Raw genomic sequence first — 18,550 nt, 5'->3', positions numbered from 1 at the left:
GGGATGGCCGATTATATTAAATTTGTTGACGTTACGAAATGTGATGGTTGTCGTGCATGTATGGTTGCTTGTAAAAACTGGAATGACCTTCCTACCGTGACGGAAGATTATTCTGGCTCAATTCAGTCGCATGCCAAAGTAAATGCTCATACATGGAATGTCATTACCTATGATGAGCACGAAACAGCAAATGGTGGTTTTGAGTGGTTATTTAGACATCAATCATGTTTACATTGTGTAGAAGCGGCTTGTGAAAAAGCTTGTCCTGAGGATGCTATCAGTCATACGGAATTTGGTTCTGTTGTCATTGACCACGACAAATGTGTTGGTTGTGGCTATTGCACTCAAAACTGTACATTTGATGTAGTTGAATTGGCAACATATAAAGATAAACACGGGAAAGAATACCGCAAAGCACAGAAATGTACCCTTTGTACTGATCGACTTGAGCAAGGCTTAGAACCAGCATGTGTAACAGCGTGTCATACGGATTGTCTTGTTTATGATGAGAAGGAAAAAGTATTATCTGAAGCAGAAGTGCGTTTAGCGAAAATTAAGGAACGCTTCCCGAATGCTAATATTTATAATCCACAAGGAATTAAAGGTACTACAACCGTTTACCTCCTTGCGGATAAGCCATCTGTATATGGACTTCCTGAAAATCCAAAAGTACCTTTATCCCAAATCGTCTGGAAAGACTATGCTCAACCACTTGGGAAAGCAATGTTTGGAGTAACGACTATGGCAGTAGTGGGCTCAGTCATTGCCCATGCTATGAATAGAGAGAAAGGGGAGCATAAAGGAGGCGAAGATCATGAGTAAGCAGGGGAATCAAAAGATGGTCAAACGATTTAATTTAGGTTTTATCATATCCCACTGGGTTAATGCTGGTGCATTCTTTGTTCTTTACATCTCTGCTCTACCAATGTATACAGATTTCTTTAATTGGCTCTACCCTATTCTCGGTGGTCCAGAAGGGGCTCGTTTAATTCACAGAATTGCAGCAGTAGCTTTCATGTTGCCACTGCCAATCTTAGTTCTCTTTGATCGTCATGGGCTAAGAAGATGGAGCAAAAATATTTTCTCTTGGAAGAAACATGATTTTCAGTTCTTTCCACAATTTGCGAAGGAATTCTTCGGTTTGAAATCTAAAACACCGAAGCAGGACTTCTTTAACGCAGGGGAAAAAATCAACTCTTGGCTTATGATCGTAACAGCGATGATGCTAATTGCCTCAGGTCTTGTTATGTGGTTTCCACAATTCTTTGCACAAGGCATAGTCATGTGGGCGTACCCAATTCATAATATTGGGCTTGGACTTTCAGCGGCTGTGGCGATTGCTCATATTTATATGTCCATTGCGTTGGCAAAACCATCTTTACGAGGTATTTTCAAGGGAGATGTAACCGAGGATTATGCGGAGCATCACCACGGTCGTTGGTATGATGAACTGAAGGAAGAAGAAAAACAGCAAAAACCGAAAAAACACGCGTAAGCTAGATAATGCGAAATTTGATAAAAATATAGATGTTAGATGATGATAACAATGTGGAAAGTGCTACCCAGCTTTTGGGTAGCTTTTCCTCTATTTAACGAAGAGGTGAATAAAATGAATGTGATAAATAAAGATTATCAACAATTACAAGAGCAGATCCAGCTATTAAGCGATAAATGGAATCAACAATTGCAAGAAGACAAATTGACGGATTCAGAACAGGTGGCGGCAATTACCAAGTATCCTGCTCTATCCCAATTACAACTGTCAGTAGATCTCGAGCAATATCATCGTTTTATCGAAGAACTGCTTCTGTTATTAGGGGAGACACAACCTTCGCTTGAATCTGACATTAAGGCATTAAAGAAGAATATGACAACCGAAGTTTTAGGGCAGTGGTTTCCAGAAGCAATAACCGTGAATCAAGCTTTTTTTGAAACGTTTGCTGAAAATCATCAAATTGCAAGCTGGCTTCCTTATTTTGTTGCTGAGCATGCTATTCGTCCATATCTTCAAAAGGCGGCATCAGAAATAAAAGAGGAATTAAGGGATGTCGATGTAAGTGGTGGATGTCCTGCTTGTGGTGAGGCGCCAAGACTTGCTATCATAAACAAAAAAGGAAAAAAGGAAGTAACTTGTCCTCGTTGCCTGCATGCTTGGGAAGTGAAGAAGATTAAATGCGCACATTGCGGTAGTGAAGAGCCTGGAAAATTAGAGATTATCAAAGTTGAGAAGGATGATAGTGCAGAAGTGCATGTATGCCATGAGTGTAATGGCTACACGAAAGTAATTGATGTGCGTAAAAAGATAAAAAAAGAATCTATCGCTCTTATTGATATTAAATCGATTCATTTAGACTTTATCGCACAAGAAAATGGATATGGGGTATCTGAGCATTCAGATGTAAATTAAACGTTGAGCCCTTGTTTTTAATGAGGTGAAGAGATGGAAACGACAGGAATTATATTAGCCGGCGGTAAATCTAGTCGGATGGGCACCAACAAAGCATTGTTAATGATAGAAGGAAAAACAATTATTGAACAGGCTGTTGAAGAATTGAGATCGATAGTTAACAACATTATCATTGTAACTAACTCGTTCGAAGATTACGCCTTCTTAAATCTTCCTATGGTGAAGGATGAGTGGAAGGATATGGGGCCATTAGCAGGTATTCATGCCGGTTTGAGCTTTTCCAAAACAGAGCGAAACTTAATTGTCGCCTGTGATATGCCTTTTATTTCTGCAAAGCTTGGAGATGTTTTACTTAAGCAATTAGAAGATTACGAAGCAGCTATTCCTGAAATTTCTGGTCAATTGCATCCTTTATTTGCAGCTTATCGTAAAGTGGTGAAAGAAGAGGCGGAAAAAGCATTACAACAAAAACAACTGCGAATAAGAGGGATTTTTCGGAATATTCATGTTAAAATAATGGAAGAAACGGAATTGAATAAATATGGTGTTGTCCTAGATGACTCTGATCTTTTTAACATGAATCATCCAGAGGAATACGAGCAGGCCAAAAAGATGAGAACGAAAAATGGGACAAGCAAAGGGTAGAGATGAAGATGAAATTTTTTCAAGTCAAATCAGTGGAAGAAACACACAGATTCATTCACGAGATGGTTAAACCACTTCATGAGGTTGTTACAAAACCTCTTGTAGATGCACTTCATTTCGTTTTAGCTGAAGATATAATGGTTAGGGAGAATGTACCTAATTTCCGTCGTTCGTCTGTTGACGGGTATGCGGTGCGGGCGAAGGATACTTTTGGATCGCAAGAGAGCATGCCTGGATTTTTAACTGTCATTGGAGAAGTGAAAATGGGGCAAGAGCCAGCAAAGCCAATATTAAACGGAGAAGCGATGTATGTTCCAACAGGCGGAATGCTCCCTGATGGAAGTGATGCCGTTATGATGATTGAGCATTGTGAAGAAATTAGTGCCCTTTTAAACTTATATCGGCAAGTAGCGCCAGGGGAGAATCTGATTTCTGTCGGGGAAGATTTAAAGGAAGGATCGATTCTTCTTGCAAAAGGGACGAAGCTTCGTGCACAAGAAATTGGAGCACTCGCCTCTCAAGGAATTACAGAGGTGCCTGTATGGAGAAGGCCTGTAATTGGATATTTGTCCTCAGGAGATGAAATCGTTCCCATGGATTCAATTGAATTGAAGATGGGAGAAGTCCGTGATATGAATGGGGCAACCATTGGTGCTTTAGTCAAACAATGGGGGCTTGATTTTGTTTATGGCGGTATTGTCGAGGATAGCCGAGAAGAATTGGAAAAAAGAGCGAGAGAAATGCTCGAAAAAACCGATTGCCTTATCCTTACAGGTGGAAGTTCGGTTGGAACGAAGGATTATTCGGTTGAAGTAATTGAAGCGTTAGGAGAACCTGGTGTCTATGTCCATGGAATATCGATTAAGCCGGGAAAACCGACGATTCTTTCACAGGCTGGGACAAAGCCAATTATCGGACTTCCAGGACATCCAGCTTCGGCCATGATCATCTTTTCTCTATTTGGGAAAGCGATCCTCGACATTCTTGGTGGCGGAGAAGTGAAAGAATCAAGGCTCAATTTTGCTAAGGTGACAAAGAATATCCCTTCTGCTCCAGGGCGTACCGATTATATTCGTATCCGACTTTTTGAAGAAAATAATGAATGGTATGCCGAGCCTATCTTGGGGAAATCAGGGTTGATCTCTACTCTTGTAAAAAGCGATGGCATGATTGAAATTGCCGCCGAGAGTGAAGGAGTCCATAAAGGAGATCGAGTACCTGTTATATTATTTCAATAAGGTGTGGGACAATGAAAAAATACAAACGGAAAATATACCTACAAGATAAACCTCGAAAAGTGGCAGTAGAGGAAATTCTCAACCATTTTCATCCACAAAGGGAGACGGAGTGGATTGATAGTAGTGAGGCACTTGGGAGAATAACAGCTGAACCTGTTTTTGCATTACATTCAATGCCTCATTATCATGCCTCTGCAATGGATGGCATTGCTGTAAGAGCTGAAGATACTTTTTCAGCTCATGAGCAGAATCCAGTTCAGCTAAAACGAAATGAAGATTTTGTCTATGTGGACACAGGGAATATCATTCCTTCCCCATTTAATGCGGTCATCATGATTGAAAATGTCGACGAGTTATCAGACGAGATTGTCGAGATTATTGAACCAACTTCACCGTGGTCACATATTCGCCCAATTGGGGAAGATATCGTTCAGGAAGAGATGCTTTTCCCACAAGGACACAGAATTAGGCCAGTTGATATCGGTGTATTATTAGCTTCACAAACAACAAAGATTCAAGTGATGCGACCGCCAACAGTGACGATCATTCCAACAGGAAATGAATTAATTGCTCCAAATGAAGGGGCTCAACCAGGGAAATTAATTGAATTTAATGGCACAGTCATTTCCAATTATATTACAGAGTGGGGCGGAGAGCCTACATTACATAGCATTGTAAAAGATGATCCAGAAGAAATTAAGAAAGCTTTAGTAAATGCTGCTACTACTTCTGACGTAGTCGTCATTAACGCAGGTTCGTCAGCAGGCTCAAAAGATTACACGGTCCATTTAATCGCAGAGCTTGGTGAAGTGTTCACACATGGAGTAGCAACAAGACCAGGTAAGCCAGTTATTCTTGGGAAAATCAACGATACCATTGTTGTTGGAATTCCAGGCTATCCAGTATCGGCTTATCTAGCCCTTGAGTGGTTTGTTCATCCATTAGTTTGTACGTATTTAGGAATAACAGAACCAAAAAGGCATACGTTAAAGGTAAAGCTTGGCCGTAGAATTGTCTCAACGATGGGAGCGGAGGATTTTGTTCGCATGACGATTGGGTTTGTGGATGGTGAATACATTGCCAATCCTTTAACAAGAGCAGCAGGAGTGACCATGTCCCTCGTAAAAGCAGATGGGTTATTAGTGGTACCCTCTGAACAATTAGGCTATGAGCAAGGGGAAAATGTAGACGTAGAACTCCTTCGCTCAGAAGAAGAAATCAGGTCAGCAGTCGTCTTTAATGGTAGTCACGATTTGACCATTGATATTCTCTCTTCTTTCCTACGCAATCAATCAAAGGAAGCAAAGATTATATCTTCACACGTCGGAAGCATGGCAGGGATTATGGCTATCAGAAAAGGAGAAGCCCATATAGCTGGTGTTCATTTATTAGATCCGGAAACAAAAGAATATAATGTATCCTACGTGAAGAAGTTTCTGGCTGATCAAGAAGTAGTACTATATCCTTTCTTGAAACGGAAACAAGGATGGCTTCTTCCACAAGGTAATCCCTTAAACATTAAAAATGTAAAAGATATTGCGGAAAAAGATGCATTGTTCGTAAATCGTCAAAAAGGAGCCGGTACAAGAATCTTATTTGATTTATTATTAAGAGAGTACGGGCTCGAGCCAGAACAAATCAACGGATATGAGCGGGAAATGTTTTCCCATCTAAGTGTAGCAGCTGAAGTTAAGAGCAGTCCGAAAGCGGTGGGTCTAGGAATTTATCCAGCGGCGAAGGCAATGGGACTAGATTTTATTTCACTAGCAGATGAAGAGTATGATTTACTCATGACGAAAACATTTTTCGAAAGTATTCAAGGACAACAATTAATTCGCATCATTCAATCGAAAGAATTTCATGCAAGAGTCGAAGCGATTGGTGGATATTCTGTTGTGGCAAATGCTGAGCCGAAAAAAATACAATGATGTATAAGAGGTGCCAGGCCATGAATTTTGAAATTGCAAAGGATCCAATTGATATACAAGCAGTCATTGATAAGGTCGTACAACGTAATGCAGGGGCTATCACAACTTTTATCGGGACTGTCCGGGAACTAACGAAGGGCAAAAAGACCCTTTATTTGGTTTATGAAGCATATGAATCGATGGCGGTTAAAAAGCTTGAGCAAATCGGCGCTGAAATTAAAGAAAGATGGCCAGGCTCAGAGGTCGCTATCACCCATCGTGTTGGAAGACTAGACATTACAGATATAGCCGTAGTCATTGCTGTGTCAACTCCACACCGTGCTGATGCTTATGAAGCAAATCGCCATGCGATTGAACGAATTAAGGAAATTGTCCCGATTTGGAAGAAGGAGCATTGGGAAGATGGGGAAGAGTGGATCGGTGATCAGCTTGAAAAGGTAGCTTATCCTACAGGCAAACCAGAGGAGAAGGATCTACATGAATAAAATTTTATTTTTTGCGCATTTAAAAGACGAAGCCGGCGAAGATAATATTCGCATTGATGTCTCCGGAAAAACAGTTGCTGAAGTAAAAGAACTGCTTGCAGCAGAATATAAGCTTCAGAAATTGGATTCTGCGATGACAGCAATAAATGAAGAATTTGCCTCTAACGAAGATGTGATCCAACCGGGAGATGAGGTTGCTTTTATTCCTCCAGTGAGCGGAGGTTAACGATGTAACTGTCCATGAAATTGGGCAGTTTTTTCAACTATCGAGAAAGGAGGGATCACGATGTACGAGCGCTATTCAAGACAGATGTTGTTTGCTCCGATTGGGCAAAATGGTCAAGAGAAGATACGTTCGAAGCATGTCCTCATGATTGGTGCAGGAGCATTAGGTTCGAGTAATGGGGAGATTTTGACGCGAGCTGGGATAGGGAAATTAACGATTGTCGATCGAGATTATGTAGAAGCAAGCAATCTCCAAAGGCAGCAACTCTATACTGAAGAAGATGTCGCACAGAAACTACCAAAGGCTGTGGCAGCTAAGAAGAGACTTAAAGCGATTAACTCCGATGTAGAGATTCGTGCCGTAGTCGGAGATGCCACGCCAGAAATGCTCGAGGAACTTATCAAAGATGTGGACCTTATTTTGGACGCCACCGACAATTTTGAAACGAGAATGGCGATTAATGATATTTCACAAAAACATCAAATCCCTTGGATTTATGGGGCTTGTGTAGGAAGCTTTGGGATGAGCTTCACGATTATTCCTGGGAAAACTCCATGTCTTAACTGTCTGTTAAAGTCCTTACCAGTACAAGGGATGACCTGCGATACAGTTGGGATCATTGCACCAACCGTGCAGATGGTTGTCGCCCATCAAACGGCGGAAGCACTAAAAATTCTCGTTGAGGATTGGGAGGCAATTCGCCACTCCTTCGTTAGCTTTGACCTATGGAGAAACCAATATAGCAGTATCAAAATGGCGAAAGCAAAAGATGATAGCTGCCTTTCATGTGGGAGTGAGCGAACCTACCCCTATTTAATGAAAGAGAATCTTATGAAATCAGAAGTACTATGTGGTCGCGATACGGTTCAAATTCGTCCATCAAAACAAGGTGAAGTCGATTTAAATGAGCTTTCCGTCCACTTGAGTGGTAGTCATTTTGAAGTAAAAGGGAACCCATATTTACTATCCATCGAAATGGAAGACAACCGCATCGTTATTTTTAAAGATGGACGAGCCCTTATTCATGGTACAAAAGATTTAGCGCATGCCCGCTCCATTTATCAAAGATTGCTCGGATAATGTAACCTCCTTGTCATTAATAGGACAAGGAGGTTTTTTGAAGTTCTAGAACCTTTCCAATATGAACTGGAAATCTATTATTCTTATCGATTCATGCTTTTTCCTTTATAATAGGTAGAAGGACATATGAATAGGATGGTGATGAATGTGGAGAAAAGAGATGAAGAAAAAATAGTAGCTCAACTTGATGCGATTATGAATGAATTAAAGGAAGGCAAAGAGCAGACGGCAACTACAGCCGCTTTAGATATAAATAAAAGAACGCCATCTTTTAAAGGCTTTTTAAAGATAGGTCTTCGGAAGTGGTATTTGAAAATCATCGTCATATTAGTGGCTTTATTATTGGTAGGAACGTTGATTGGAATAGGAACTTTTAAACTCTTTTCTGGGGCAGAAGCGAAGGTAGAAAAAGGTAGTTTCATAGAGCAAATGAGAGAACTCTCCTCACTTGCTTCTTCCCAAGCATTTGTAAAGGCTGTTATTGAAAAAGAAGATAACCAGCTCTTTGGGAAGGAAATTTCGACGAATATCCCTGGGACGAAGCGAAAGCTCCTGTTAGTTGTACCGGGAACAGTGACGGCAGGAGTAGATTTAGAAGGTGTGAATGGTGAGGATCTAATTCTCGATGAAGAAGAAAAAACGCTAGAGATTACGTTACCCTCAGCTACAATCATTCAAGAACCATCTCTCGATTTTGACCATGTACAGGCCTTTTCTGTAGAAGGGATTTTTCGTGCTGAAGTCAATTGGGAAGAAGCTTTTGAGTTAGCAGCAGAAGCGAAGGAACTTGTAAAAGAAGAAGCAATGGCTCAAGGACTGCTGCAAATGGCAGAAACAAACGCAGAGAAAACATTACAGAAGTTTTTTGAACAAATGGGCTACGAGGTGACCGTTCATTATGAACAAGAATAGTCTTTTGCACCGTGATTGGCAGGAAAAATTGGCAGCAGAGATGGAAAAACAATATTTTCAGGAGTTAATGGACTTTTTGCAATCGGAGTATGAGCGTCATACTGTTTATCCGAGAAAAGAGAATATTTTTCAGGCGCTTAATTTGACCCCTTTTCATAATGTGAAGGTAGTGATCTTAGGTCAGGACCCGTATCACGGTCCAAACCAGGCTCACGGATTGAGCTTTTCCGTAATGCCGGAAGTTGCCATTCCACCCTCACTTAAAAATATCTATAAAGAACTTGAAGCAGATCTAAACTGTAAAACCCCTAATCATGGCTATTTAAAAAAATGGGCAGAGCAAGGGGTTCTCCTTTTAAATACGGTATTAACGGTCCGAGCAGGGGAAGCGAATTCCCATCAAGGAAAGGGCTGGGAGAAATTTACCGATAAGATTATCAAGAGTCTACACGATCGAGATGTTCCAGTAATTTTTGTGCTATGGGGCAAGCCTGCTCAAAAAAAAGCTAGCTTCATCGATGAGAAAAAGCATTTTATTATTTCCTCTTCCCATCCAAGTCCACTTTCGGCTTATAGAGGATTTTTTGGGAGTAAGCCTTTCTCCCAAATCAACCAAGTATTAAAAGCGTGGAATATGGGAGAAATTGATTGGAATTTAAGCACGGTTTCTGAGATTAGAGCATGTGATGAGTTAAAATGAAAAGGAATGACGAAATTGAAAGAGGAACGAATTAATTGTTTTGCATGCCGGCATTTCTACGTCACTTGGGATAAGAAGTTTCCGAAAGGTTGTCGAGCTTTCCAATTTAAAACGACGAGACTTCCATCTCAAGAGGTTTTGCGCGCATCAGGGCAAAACTGCCTGAAGTTTGAAAAAAAGTAAGGAGTAGAACCTATTTCTTTTTTTAGAGATCGTCATGTAAGATAATAAAAGGAATAGCGAGAAATGTGAGGTGGTAGAATTGAATATCTCGATGCAAGCGTTACTTGGTAAAATAGAGGAAGAATTAAAGCAGGCGAAACAAAGTAACTCGGAAAGTCTGATTAGAGAAAAGATTTATGCAGTTAAAACTTTGTGTGAGTTGGTATTGGAGCAAGAGACGAGCGGGCAACGACCAGTGTCATCATCGATTGCATCACCACCCCCGGTGCAGCCTCAGGTTATCACCCAATATCAACAGCCACAAAAAATGAAAGTCGACGAGGATTCAAATGGAGACTCGCTCTTTGATTTTTAAACGAGGGAAGGGGAACCAAGATGAAAATATTCATTATTTTAGGGGCAATTAATGCCTTTTTATCTGTAGCCTTAGGTGCCTTTGGAGCACATGGATTAGAAGGGAAGCTCGAACCAAAATATATTAATATATGGGAAAAAGCAGTTAAATATCAAATGTTCCATGCAACCGGACTCTTTATCGTAGGAATCCTCCTTGGTAAATACCCAGCAAGTGCGCTATTAAGTTGGTCAGGCTGGCTTATGTTGGTTGGGATCATCCTTTTTGCAGGAAGCTTGTACATATTAGCAGTGACCCAAATATCCGTTTTAGGAGCGATTACTCCATTAGGCGGTCTGTCCTTTTTAGCGGCGTGGTTATTGCTGGTGATTGCGGCTGTTAAATTTATGTAATCAAAAGGCTCTTTTCGCAAATATTGTTGCTTTTGGATAATAATAAGAGTCCAATTATCCTACACTTCCTCTTACAGAATGATAAAGAGGAAGTGAAAAGTGCCGTAGCAAACTTAATGTATGGCACTGCCCATGATATATGGGTAAAAACCGGATTCTGGGTTTTTACAAAAAAACCACAATCTATACGAAAACAGCGAAAAAAACAGGAGCCATCATTAGGATGGCTCCTGTTTTGCTTATCTCGGCGGATAAGCAGATACGCCAGGTGCGACTCCATATGGATAGTCGTACTCTAGTTCCTCATCAAATGTCGCATACCCAAAGTAAACCATAGGAATCAGATAGCGCGTTCCAGTTTCCGGATCACTGATGATAAGGTGATCTCTTCCAGCAGCCTCGATGATTCCTCTAAAAGTTTGTGTAGATGGGCCAGCTTCAGAAACAGTATCAAACATCGCATACACGGTTGCTAACTTTCCTCTGTTTAAGCGCAGAATGTTTTCAATATAAGATTGCTCCAGTGGCAATTGTCCTGGAACTTGCTGGGACGGTTGTTGTGCTCCAGCTGTTGGAAACATCGTTCCTGTCTGTACTGGAAGTGGTGATGGTGCCTGCCCTGTTGGAGCGCCATACCCATAAGTAGGTTGGTATCCATAGTAGGGTGATTTCGAATAAGAATTGGGATTGTACGTCAAACGACTCCCCTCCTGAAATGTAAATTTAATTTCTAACAGTCCCTTGATTTTTGCACGCAAAATCTCCTATAAAAACAGATCCTAATGGATAGTTATGTTCCTTCAACTCCTTTTATGACAATAGACAGGCTATGAAAAATTTGTAAATTTCAGCAACAAAAAATGCCCTCAGCAATAAAACTGAGAGCATTTAAAAGGTCGATATTATACATGTAAAAAAGATTCGATGCGGCCTTCTTCGAGAATATTTCCAACAAAGAATTGACCGAATTCTCCGTAGCGTGCACTTACTTCATCAAAACGCATTTCATAAACGAGTTTTTTGAATTGAAGAACGTCGTCAGAGAAAAGGGTTACACCCCATTCGTAGTCATCAAAACCAACAGAACCAGTAATGATCTGCTTCACTTTTCCAGCATAGCTGCGTCCAATCATCCCATGGCTGCGCATTAAGCTACGTCTGTCTTCCATAGGAAGCATGTACCAGTTATCGTCACCTTGGCGACGCTTGTCCATCGGGTAAAAACAAATATATTTTGATTTTGGCAGAGTTGGGTATAGGCGTGCCAAAATTTCTGGATTTTGATAAGGGTCTTGATCAGATGGTAAATAATTGCTTAACTCTACCACTGAAACATATGACTGTGTTGGAACGGTAAAATCAGCAAGCTTTGTTTTGTTGAATTCAGTTTCAATCTCATTCAATTCTTCCATTGTTGGGCGCAAAATCATCATCATGAAATCTGCTTTTTGACCAACGATTGTATATAATGCGTGACTTCCCTTTTTATCTAATTGAGTACTGTTCCATTTTTCAACTAGACCTAAAAATTCGTGAATGGCAGCTTGTCTTTCTTCTGGTGATACCATCTTCCAAGTGGTCCAATCAATTGCGCGGAAATCATGCAGGCAATACCAACCATCGAGCGTTTTAACAGCTTCACTCATATTAATCACTCCTAATTATGTACTAAAATGTGTCGATTTCAATCGAAACCGAATCCATGATTAAAATTACTATAACATAGTTTTACCTTTTAAAATATGAATAAACCTTGAAGTTTTAAGCGTTTTCCAAATTAGGGAAAAAGAGACAAATTCATTGGCTAATTCTAATGATTTTCGTAAATAGTAAAAGGGTAACCCACTCGTCAAACTGTTCCATTTTTAAGAATATATAAACTTTTTAAGAGTAAACGCTCTCATTTCTTCGCTTTCTTGAAATTTTATATAGGAAGGGTATGCTAGTGTAGATAGATACTCTATTAATGATGAATAAATGATTTTTAATGATATAAAGGAGGATACATATGAGTGATTTATTTTCAGCTTTAAAAGAAAAAGTAAGCAACAAGCAAGTAAAGATTGTATTTCCAGAAGGATTAGATGAAAGAATTATTACTGCGACAGCTAGATTAGCAGAAGAAAACGTATTAACACCGATTCTCATTGGAAATGTGCAACAAATTCAAGAGAAGGCATCAAGTTTAAACGTTTCTCTTAATGGGATAGAAATTCACGATCCAAAAGCATACGAGCAAATGGACGAACTAGTGGCTTCTTTTGTTGAGAGAAGAAAAGGGAAAGCAACTGAAGAGGATGCTCGTAAAATTCTTTTAGATGAAAATTATTTCGGAACAATGCTTGTCCACACAAATAAGGCAGATGGACTTGTGAGTGGTGCTGCTCATTCAACGGCAGATACGGTTCGCCCTGCACTTCAAATCATCAAAACAAAAGCAGGTGTGAAGAAAACTTCTGGAGTGTTCATCATGGTTCGTGGTGACGAGAAATATGTTTTTGCTGACTGTGCGATTAACATCTCTCCAGACAGCCAAGATTTAGCAGAAATTGCTCTTGAAAGTGCCGCTACAGCGAAAATGTTCAATATTGAACCACGCGTGGCTATGCTCAGCTTTTCTACAAAGGGTTCAGCGAAATCTCCTGAAACGGAAAAAGTATCTGAAGCAGTTAAGATCGCCAAAGAAATAAACGCTGACCTTGTACTAGATGGGGAATTCCAATTTGATGCAGCATTCGTTCCATCTGTTGCAGAGAAGAAAGCACCAGATTCACCTATTAAAGGGGACGCAAACGTATTTGTTTTCCCAAGTCTAGAAGCTGGAAATATTGGCTATAAAATTGCCCAACGATTAGGCAACTTTGAAGCAGTAGGACCAATCCTTCAGGGATTAAACCGCCCAGTAAATGACTTATCAAGAGGTTGTAACGAAGAAGATGTATATAAGCTTTCTCTTATTACAGCAGCTCAGAGTTTAGAGCAATAAGCAGCTTAATAGCTAGAAGAAAAGACGTATGCAAAGGGCATGCGTCTTTTTTAGGGGAAATCTTTCTGCCGTTTAGATTTATCAGTTTTGGAAATCAATCGGTTACTGAATAACAGGAAGAATTCCGCTTAATTAGCCAATAGCATGAAAATTAACCGAAATAGCAGGAGAAATTCCGCTTATTGACTTGAAAATCGTCTTATTAAGCAATTTTCGTCTTCGTAAGCGGAAAATCTTCCCTTATTTTCCTCGAAGTGAGCTACATAGAAGAGATAACAGGAAAATCTCCGCTTATCTCCAACGTATAACGTTGACGGCCGCATTGTAAGAACCCTATATTGTCAAAGGCTGGCTTTTTTTATTCAAAATGATAAAATAAATGGACGAATAAACGTAAGTAGAAGGAGAAACAAAGGATGCAAGTAAATCAAGACCTTTTAAGTCAAAAAACATGGAGAGTAATAGACCAATCGGTCGTTGGTTTGCATGTCAATGCTCTTCAATCCTTTGGAATGGATGACACCTTATGTGCTTCTGTTGGTGCAGGTGTATCTCCAGCAACAGCGAGATCCTGGGTTCATCACAAAACAGTTGTTCTTGGGATACAAGACACAAAACTCCCCTTTTTAAAAGATGGTTTAAAGCATTTGGAGGAAAAGGGGTATCGTTATATCGTGCGGAATTCTGGGGGACTGGCAGTAGTTCTTGATGAAGGAGTTCTCAATCTTTCTCTTATTCTTGCGGAGACAGAAAAAGGAATTGATATAAATCGCGGTTATGATGCGATGCTCGCTTTAGTAGAAGAGATGTTTGCAGACTACAATGTCAATATAGAGGCAAAAGAAATTGTCGGTTCGTACTGTCCAGGGAGCTATGATTTAAGCATCGGTGGGAAAAAATTTGCTGGTATTTCACAGAGACGCTTGCGTCGCGGGGTGGCCGTGCAAATTTATTTATGCGTGAATGGTAGTGGAAGTGAGAGGGCGGAACTGATCAAAACGTTCTATCACTTAGGAAAAAGAAAGAGTGAGACGAAGTTCGAATATCCAGAAATTAATCCAGAGGTAATGGCTTCTCTATCTGAATTAATCCGCCAACCGTTAACAATAGAAGATGTGATGCTGCGGTTTTTGCAAGTGTTAAAAAGACGAAGTGAACAACTCTATGCTGGCACATTAACAGAAGAAGAATTACCCATTTTCCAGGGATATCATCAAAGGGTCATGGATCGTAATGATAAAATTTTTTCTGAGTTTAGTTGAACGAAGTAAAAAAGCCGTAGCTTTTACTTACTGCTACGGCTTTCTAATTAGGCTCATTCCTATGAACATTGCGTAAATTTAATAATGAATGATGTCCAATTTGATGGATGTTAGCGTCTGGACATTTACAAAACAATATTCATAGCGAAAAGAACCTATAAGGAAGATATTGCTACCAACCTTTCTCCTCTTTTTTGCAAATCTCTATCTCATGAGAAAAATTTCCCCACGGTCTGATTACTCAGCTACTTTTTCTAAATTTCCATTGCGGTCCATTTTAAACGTGGAGGCTGGACGCTCTTCCTCTTCAAATAGAACAAGCTTTCTTGCCCGATTCATAATCTTCATGAGGGTCTCGTAATCTTCTTGGATAGTGACCGTATTTTGCTCCAAATGGTCAATTTTTGCTTGAAGCTCTTGATTCGTTTTCCGCATTTCCGCATTTTCACGCTTCAATCTTTCATTCTCACTTTTTAGTATATCGACTTGGAAATTAGAGCTATCTAGATTTTGTAAATAAGAGATCACAGTATCTAGATTGAGTTGCCCAGTCGTTGCAACAGCTGGTGCAGTCACATGGTTCGCTTCATTCGTAACGGGCATTTCCGGTTCCACATTTTGAGGTATATACGTCATCTCATCCATGGAAGGTGTTGGTGGTGAGTATAATAGTTTCTTTTTCCCACCTTGTTCTTTACCTAGCATTCTTTGTCGTTGTTTACGTTGTTTCTTTGCTAGCTGAAGCGCTTTTTCATAGCGATGTCTTACAACCGCATTCCAGCGGAATCCACATGCAGCTGATGTGCGATTGAGCTTATCCCCAACCTCTTCAAAAGCGTTTAGCTGTGTGCTTCCTTCACGTACATGTCTAAGCACTGTTTCTGCTAGCAATAAATCATTTTCATCTGTCCATGCGTCTTGTCTTACTTTCATATTTTTCATCCCCTTATGCTTTTAATCAACATTTTCTGATTTTTTTCTTGCTTACTCACAGGATGACCATTTTTTCAAGATTTATACAAAAGTGATTAAAAGGATAGTAGATTTTTTAAAATTTTTCCAAATATATAGAGAAATACTGGATTTTGAGGGAACTTGCAATCGCACGCTAGAAAAGGTAAAATGTCGAATGTATGAATTTATTTTGTGCTCTCTAATAATTTCTAAAGAATATAAATATATCCGTATAAGTTAACGATTGATAGAAAGGGTTGTAAAACTATGGCAAACGAATTTCGGGTTTGCGATGATTGTCAGGCTGTGAATTTAAAAACATTAATTCCAAAATTAAAAGCAATTGACCCAGATGCAACGATTGATATTGGCTGTCAATCTTATTGTGGTCCTGGTCGAAAAAAGACTTTTGCTTTTGTCAATAACCGTCCGTTAGCAGCATTAACTGAAGAAGAATTGTTGGAAAAAGTAAATAATAAGTTGAAAAAATAGTATGTTTTCTCCACATCTAAATCACCTTTCTCCCATCCAATTTGAAGGTGATTTTTTCATTGTTTCAGGAAATTATAGATTTCGCGGTTGTGTATAACTTTGTTATTGAGTGCATCTACGTCTAGCGCAAGCAGCAATCGCCTAGCAAACTTCAGGTCCCCTCCCTACGATAAGTCAACCAAGAATTGCTATCGCAATTCAGGTTTCCTATATCGAAAGAACAGGCCCTTCCAGTTATGTACGGCGATGATCAAGGCGCTTGCGATTTTGTTCTTCTCTCATCTAGGACTTTTGTCGAATCTTCACTCTTTTTTTCTCATTTTGTAATGATTTGTAAATGAAACAAGGATATAATAAATAACAAGAAACCGGAATATGCAAAGGAAAGGAGGTAGAAAATGAGTTACGCTGAGCAAAAACTGAAAGAGGAAAAGGTTTTTAAGGATCCTGTTCACCGCTATGTTCATGTACGTGATCAGGTGATTTGGGATTTAATCGGAACAAAGGAGTTTCAAAGGCTTAGAAGAATCAAGCAGCTGGGGACGAGCTTTTTAACCTTCCATGGAGCGGAGCATAGTCGTTTTAACCATTCACTTGGAGTATATGAAATTATCCGTCGAATCGTTGATGATGTGTTTGTGGACAGGCCTAAATGGAACAAAGACGATCGCTTGCTTTCACTATGCGCAGGGTTACTTCATGATTTAGGACATGGTCCTTTTTCTCACTCCTTTGAAAAAGTATTTGAGCTTGATCACGAGCAGTTCACACAAGCAATTATTCTAGGAAATACAGAGGTAAATGCTGTTCTTTCTAAAGTTGAACCTGAATTTCCGAAGCGTGTTGCAGAAGTGATTGGAAAAACATCTGACAACAAAATCGTGATCAGTTTAATTTCAAGTCAAATTGATGCGGACCGCATGGACTATTTACAACGAGATGCCTATTTTACCGGAGTAAGCTACGGTCATTTTGATATGGAAAGAATCCTCCGCGTGATGCGCCCTCATGAAGATCAAGTAGTCATTAAAAAAACGGGTATGCATGCTGTAGAAGATTACATCATGAGCCGTTATCAAATGTATTGGCAAGTCTACTTCCATCCTGTAACTCGAAGTGCAGAAGTGATTTTAACAAAAATTTTGCATCGAGCAAAGGAGCTTTTTTACGACTCGTATGTTTTCCAGCAAGAGCCTCTTCATTTTATTTCAATCTTTGAAGACACTCTTACGTTAGAAGACTATTTAAAGCTAGATGAATCCATTATTCTCTACTATTTTCAAGTCTGGCAGGATGAAGAGGATGAAGTGTTAAGCGATTTGTGCAAAAGATTTGTAAACCGAAATCTTTTTAAATATGTAGAATTTGATCCGGCAAAGGAATATAAAAAGCTAGCTGAGCTTTCAAAGCTATTTATAAAGGCAGGAATGGACCCAGAGTATTATTTGGTCGTTGATTCCTCATCAGACCTCCCGTATGACTTCTATCGACCAGGAGAAGAGGAAGAGAGGCTTCCCATTCATTTGCTTATGGGCAATGGTGAAATTCGTGAACTTTCCCGTGAATCGGAGATTGTTGATGCGATTTCTGGTAAAAGAAGAACCGACCATAAGCTCTATTATCCTGAAGACTTTTTAAACGACGATACTGTAAAGAAAAATATAAAGAAGCAAATTCGAACGCTTTTAGAAATGAGTTGAATTTACCATGAACGAAGGTGAATTCATATTTAAAGTGATGAGATTGTTTAAATTATAAGGAGTTGACCTTGTCTTGTTAAAAGATCATGCCAAGCTGATGCAAGCTCTTGCTGTTTCAGGTGAAATTACCGGTCGTAAGAAGCTGCAAAAGATGATATATATTGCAAAAAAAGTAACCTTTCCTTTTCAGGAACGATTTCAATTTCATTTTTACGGTCCTTATTCAGAAGAACTAACGTTAAGAGTAGAAGAACTATGCAATATGGGATTTGTTGAAGAGGTCAAAGAGAATAAGGGCGGCTACTCGCAATATCGCTATACGTTAACGGAAACTGGAAAAGAGTTTCTTAGTTTAAATGAAACCGATATGCCCCATCTCGAGGATTGCATGACGGACATGAATGAACAAAGTGCTAGATTCCTTGAGCTCGTATCAACTGTTCTTTATTTTGACAACCTTGAGAAAAACGAAGTCGTTGAGAAAGTCCACACTCTTAAAAAGAAACAAAACTATTCAGAAGAAGAAATCGAACAAGCGTATGCATACATCGAACAACTACAACAAAAAGCTAAGCCTCTTACATAAGGGGCTTAGCTTTTTTGTT

21 protein-coding genes are annotated in these 18,550 nt (G+C 39.6%); 18 read left to right on the top strand and 3 right to left on the bottom strand.

Features of this window, described 5'->3' with window-relative positions:
• Positions 1–3: 3 nt before the first annotated feature.
• The 13 genes from BMSHG_RS08635 (at position 4) to BMSHG_RS08575 (ending at position 10,551) form a co-directional block, all read left to right on the top strand.
• Complete coding sequence (locus BMSHG_RS08635) at positions 4–822, top strand: 4Fe-4S dicluster domain-containing protein (protein ID WP_019154046.1); 819 nt, start codon at positions 4–6, stop codon at positions 820–822.
• Positions 815–1,495: a formate dehydrogenase subunit gamma gene (locus tag BMSHG_RS08630; RefSeq protein ID WP_019154045.1), complete on the top strand. Its 681-nt coding sequence runs from the start codon at positions 815–817 to the stop codon at positions 1,493–1,495. The genes BMSHG_RS08635 and BMSHG_RS08630 overlap by 8 nt, the downstream gene beginning before the upstream one ends.
• A gap of 114 nt (positions 1,496–1,609) precedes the next feature.
• On the top strand, positions 1,610–2,407 hold the full coding sequence (locus BMSHG_RS08625) for a formate dehydrogenase accessory protein FdhE (protein WP_019154044.1): 798 nt from the start codon (positions 1,610–1,612) through the stop codon (positions 2,405–2,407).
• Between the two features lie 33 nt (positions 2,408–2,440).
• A complete protein-coding gene (mobA, locus tag BMSHG_RS08620; RefSeq protein WP_019154043.1) occupies positions 2,441–3,052 on the top strand; it encodes a molybdenum cofactor guanylyltransferase in 612 nt (203 codons plus the stop codon).
• A gap of 8 nt (positions 3,053–3,060) precedes the next feature.
• A complete protein-coding gene (locus BMSHG_RS08615) occupies positions 3,061–4,290 on the top strand; it encodes a molybdopterin molybdotransferase MoeA (protein ID WP_019154042.1) in 1,230 nt (409 codons plus the stop codon).
• A gap of 11 nt (positions 4,291–4,301) precedes the next feature.
• On the top strand, positions 4,302–6,218 hold the full coding sequence (locus tag BMSHG_RS08610) for a molybdopterin biosynthesis protein (RefSeq protein ID WP_019154041.1): 1,917 nt from the start codon (positions 4,302–4,304) through the stop codon (positions 6,216–6,218).
• Positions 6,219–6,238: 20 nt separating this feature from the next.
• Positions 6,239–6,703, top strand: coding sequence for a molybdenum cofactor biosynthesis protein MoaE (locus BMSHG_RS08605; RefSeq protein WP_019154040.1), 465 nt, complete (start codon positions 6,239–6,241; stop codon positions 6,701–6,703).
• Complete coding sequence (gene moaD / locus BMSHG_RS08600; RefSeq protein WP_019154039.1) at positions 6,696–6,929, top strand: molybdopterin converting factor subunit 1; 234 nt, start codon at positions 6,696–6,698, stop codon at positions 6,927–6,929. Before BMSHG_RS08605 ends, moaD begins: the two co-directional genes overlap by 8 nt.
• A 60-nt stretch (positions 6,930–6,989) precedes the next feature.
• The gene (locus BMSHG_RS08595; protein ID WP_019154038.1) at positions 6,990–8,009 is read left to right on the top strand and encodes a thiazole biosynthesis adenylyltransferase ThiF; all 1,020 of its coding nucleotides are present in this window, start codon (positions 6,990–6,992) and stop codon (positions 8,007–8,009) included.
• Between the two features lie 126 nt (positions 8,010–8,135).
• Entirely contained in the window at positions 8,136–8,921 is a 786-nt protein-coding gene (locus tag BMSHG_RS08590; RefSeq protein WP_019154037.1) for a DUF4230 domain-containing protein, read from the top strand.
• Entirely contained in the window at positions 8,908–9,621 is a 714-nt protein-coding gene (locus BMSHG_RS08585; RefSeq protein ID WP_019154036.1) for a uracil-DNA glycosylase, read from the top strand. Before BMSHG_RS08590 ends, BMSHG_RS08585 begins: the two co-directional genes overlap by 14 nt.
• Positions 9,622–9,883: 262 nt before the next feature.
• Positions 9,884–10,159, top strand: coding sequence for a YwdI family protein (locus tag BMSHG_RS08580; protein ID WP_019154035.1), 276 nt, complete (start codon positions 9,884–9,886; stop codon positions 10,157–10,159).
• A gap of 20 nt (positions 10,160–10,179) precedes the next feature.
• Positions 10,180–10,551: a DUF423 domain-containing protein gene (locus tag BMSHG_RS08575; protein ID WP_019154034.1), complete on the top strand. Its 372-nt coding sequence runs from the start codon at positions 10,180–10,182 to the stop codon at positions 10,549–10,551.
• Positions 10,552–10,790: 239 nt separating this feature from the next.
• Here the strand turns inward: BMSHG_RS08575 and gerQ are convergent, their stop codons facing one another.
• Both gerQ and hemQ read right to left on the bottom strand, forming a co-directional pair.
• Complete coding sequence (gerQ, locus tag BMSHG_RS08570; RefSeq protein WP_019154033.1) at positions 10,791–11,249, bottom strand: spore coat protein GerQ; 459 nt, start codon at positions 11,247–11,249, stop codon at positions 10,791–10,793.
• 204 nt (positions 11,250–11,453) lie between these two features.
• On the bottom strand, positions 11,454–12,197 hold the full coding sequence (gene hemQ / locus BMSHG_RS08565) for a hydrogen peroxide-dependent heme synthase (protein ID WP_019154032.1): 744 nt from the start codon (positions 12,195–12,197) through the stop codon (positions 11,454–11,456).
• A 362-nt stretch (positions 12,198–12,559) separates the two neighbouring features.
• Here hemQ and pta point away from each other — a divergent pair, with 362 nt between their 5' ends.
• Together pta and BMSHG_RS08555 are read left to right on the top strand one after the other, a co-directional pair.
• Positions 12,560–13,537, top strand: coding sequence for a phosphate acetyltransferase (pta, locus tag BMSHG_RS08560; RefSeq protein ID WP_019154031.1), 978 nt, complete (start codon positions 12,560–12,562; stop codon positions 13,535–13,537).
• A gap of 416 nt (positions 13,538–13,953) precedes the next feature.
• Positions 13,954–14,799, top strand: a complete 846-nt coding sequence (locus BMSHG_RS08555) for a lipoate--protein ligase family protein (RefSeq protein ID WP_019154030.1) — start codon at positions 13,954–13,956, stop codon at positions 14,797–14,799.
• A gap of 237 nt (positions 14,800–15,036) precedes the next feature.
• Here BMSHG_RS08555 and BMSHG_RS08550 read toward each other — a convergent pair whose 3' ends face one another.
• On the bottom strand, positions 15,037–15,732 hold the full coding sequence (locus BMSHG_RS08550; RefSeq protein WP_019154029.1) for an RsfA family transcriptional regulator: 696 nt from the start codon (positions 15,730–15,732) through the stop codon (positions 15,037–15,039).
• Positions 15,733–16,020: 288 nt separating this feature from the next.
• On the opposite strand from BMSHG_RS08550, the gene BMSHG_RS08545 reads away from it, so the two are divergent.
• The 3 genes from BMSHG_RS08545 (at position 16,021) to BMSHG_RS08535 (ending at position 18,531) form a co-directional block, all read left to right on the top strand.
• Positions 16,021–16,245, top strand: coding sequence for a DUF1450 domain-containing protein (locus tag BMSHG_RS08545; protein ID WP_019154028.1), 225 nt, complete (start codon positions 16,021–16,023; stop codon positions 16,243–16,245).
• Between the two features lie 398 nt (positions 16,246–16,643).
• On the top strand, positions 16,644–17,945 hold the full coding sequence (locus BMSHG_RS08540) for an HD domain-containing protein (protein ID WP_019154027.1): 1,302 nt from the start codon (positions 16,644–16,646) through the stop codon (positions 17,943–17,945).
• Between the two features lie 73 nt (positions 17,946–18,018).
• Positions 18,019–18,531, top strand: a complete 513-nt coding sequence (locus BMSHG_RS08535) for a YwgA family protein (RefSeq protein ID WP_019154026.1) — start codon at positions 18,019–18,021, stop codon at positions 18,529–18,531.
• The last annotated feature ends 19 nt before the right edge of the window (positions 18,532–18,550 follow it).

Origin of the sequence: Robertmurraya massiliosenegalensis JC6 (assembly GCF_000311725.1) — a bacterium.
In the GTDB taxonomy this organism is placed as follows: Bacteria; Bacillota; Bacilli; order Bacillales; family Cytobacillaceae; genus Robertmurraya; species Robertmurraya massiliosenegalensis.
This window is presented reverse-complemented; position numbering and strand designations above follow the sequence as displayed.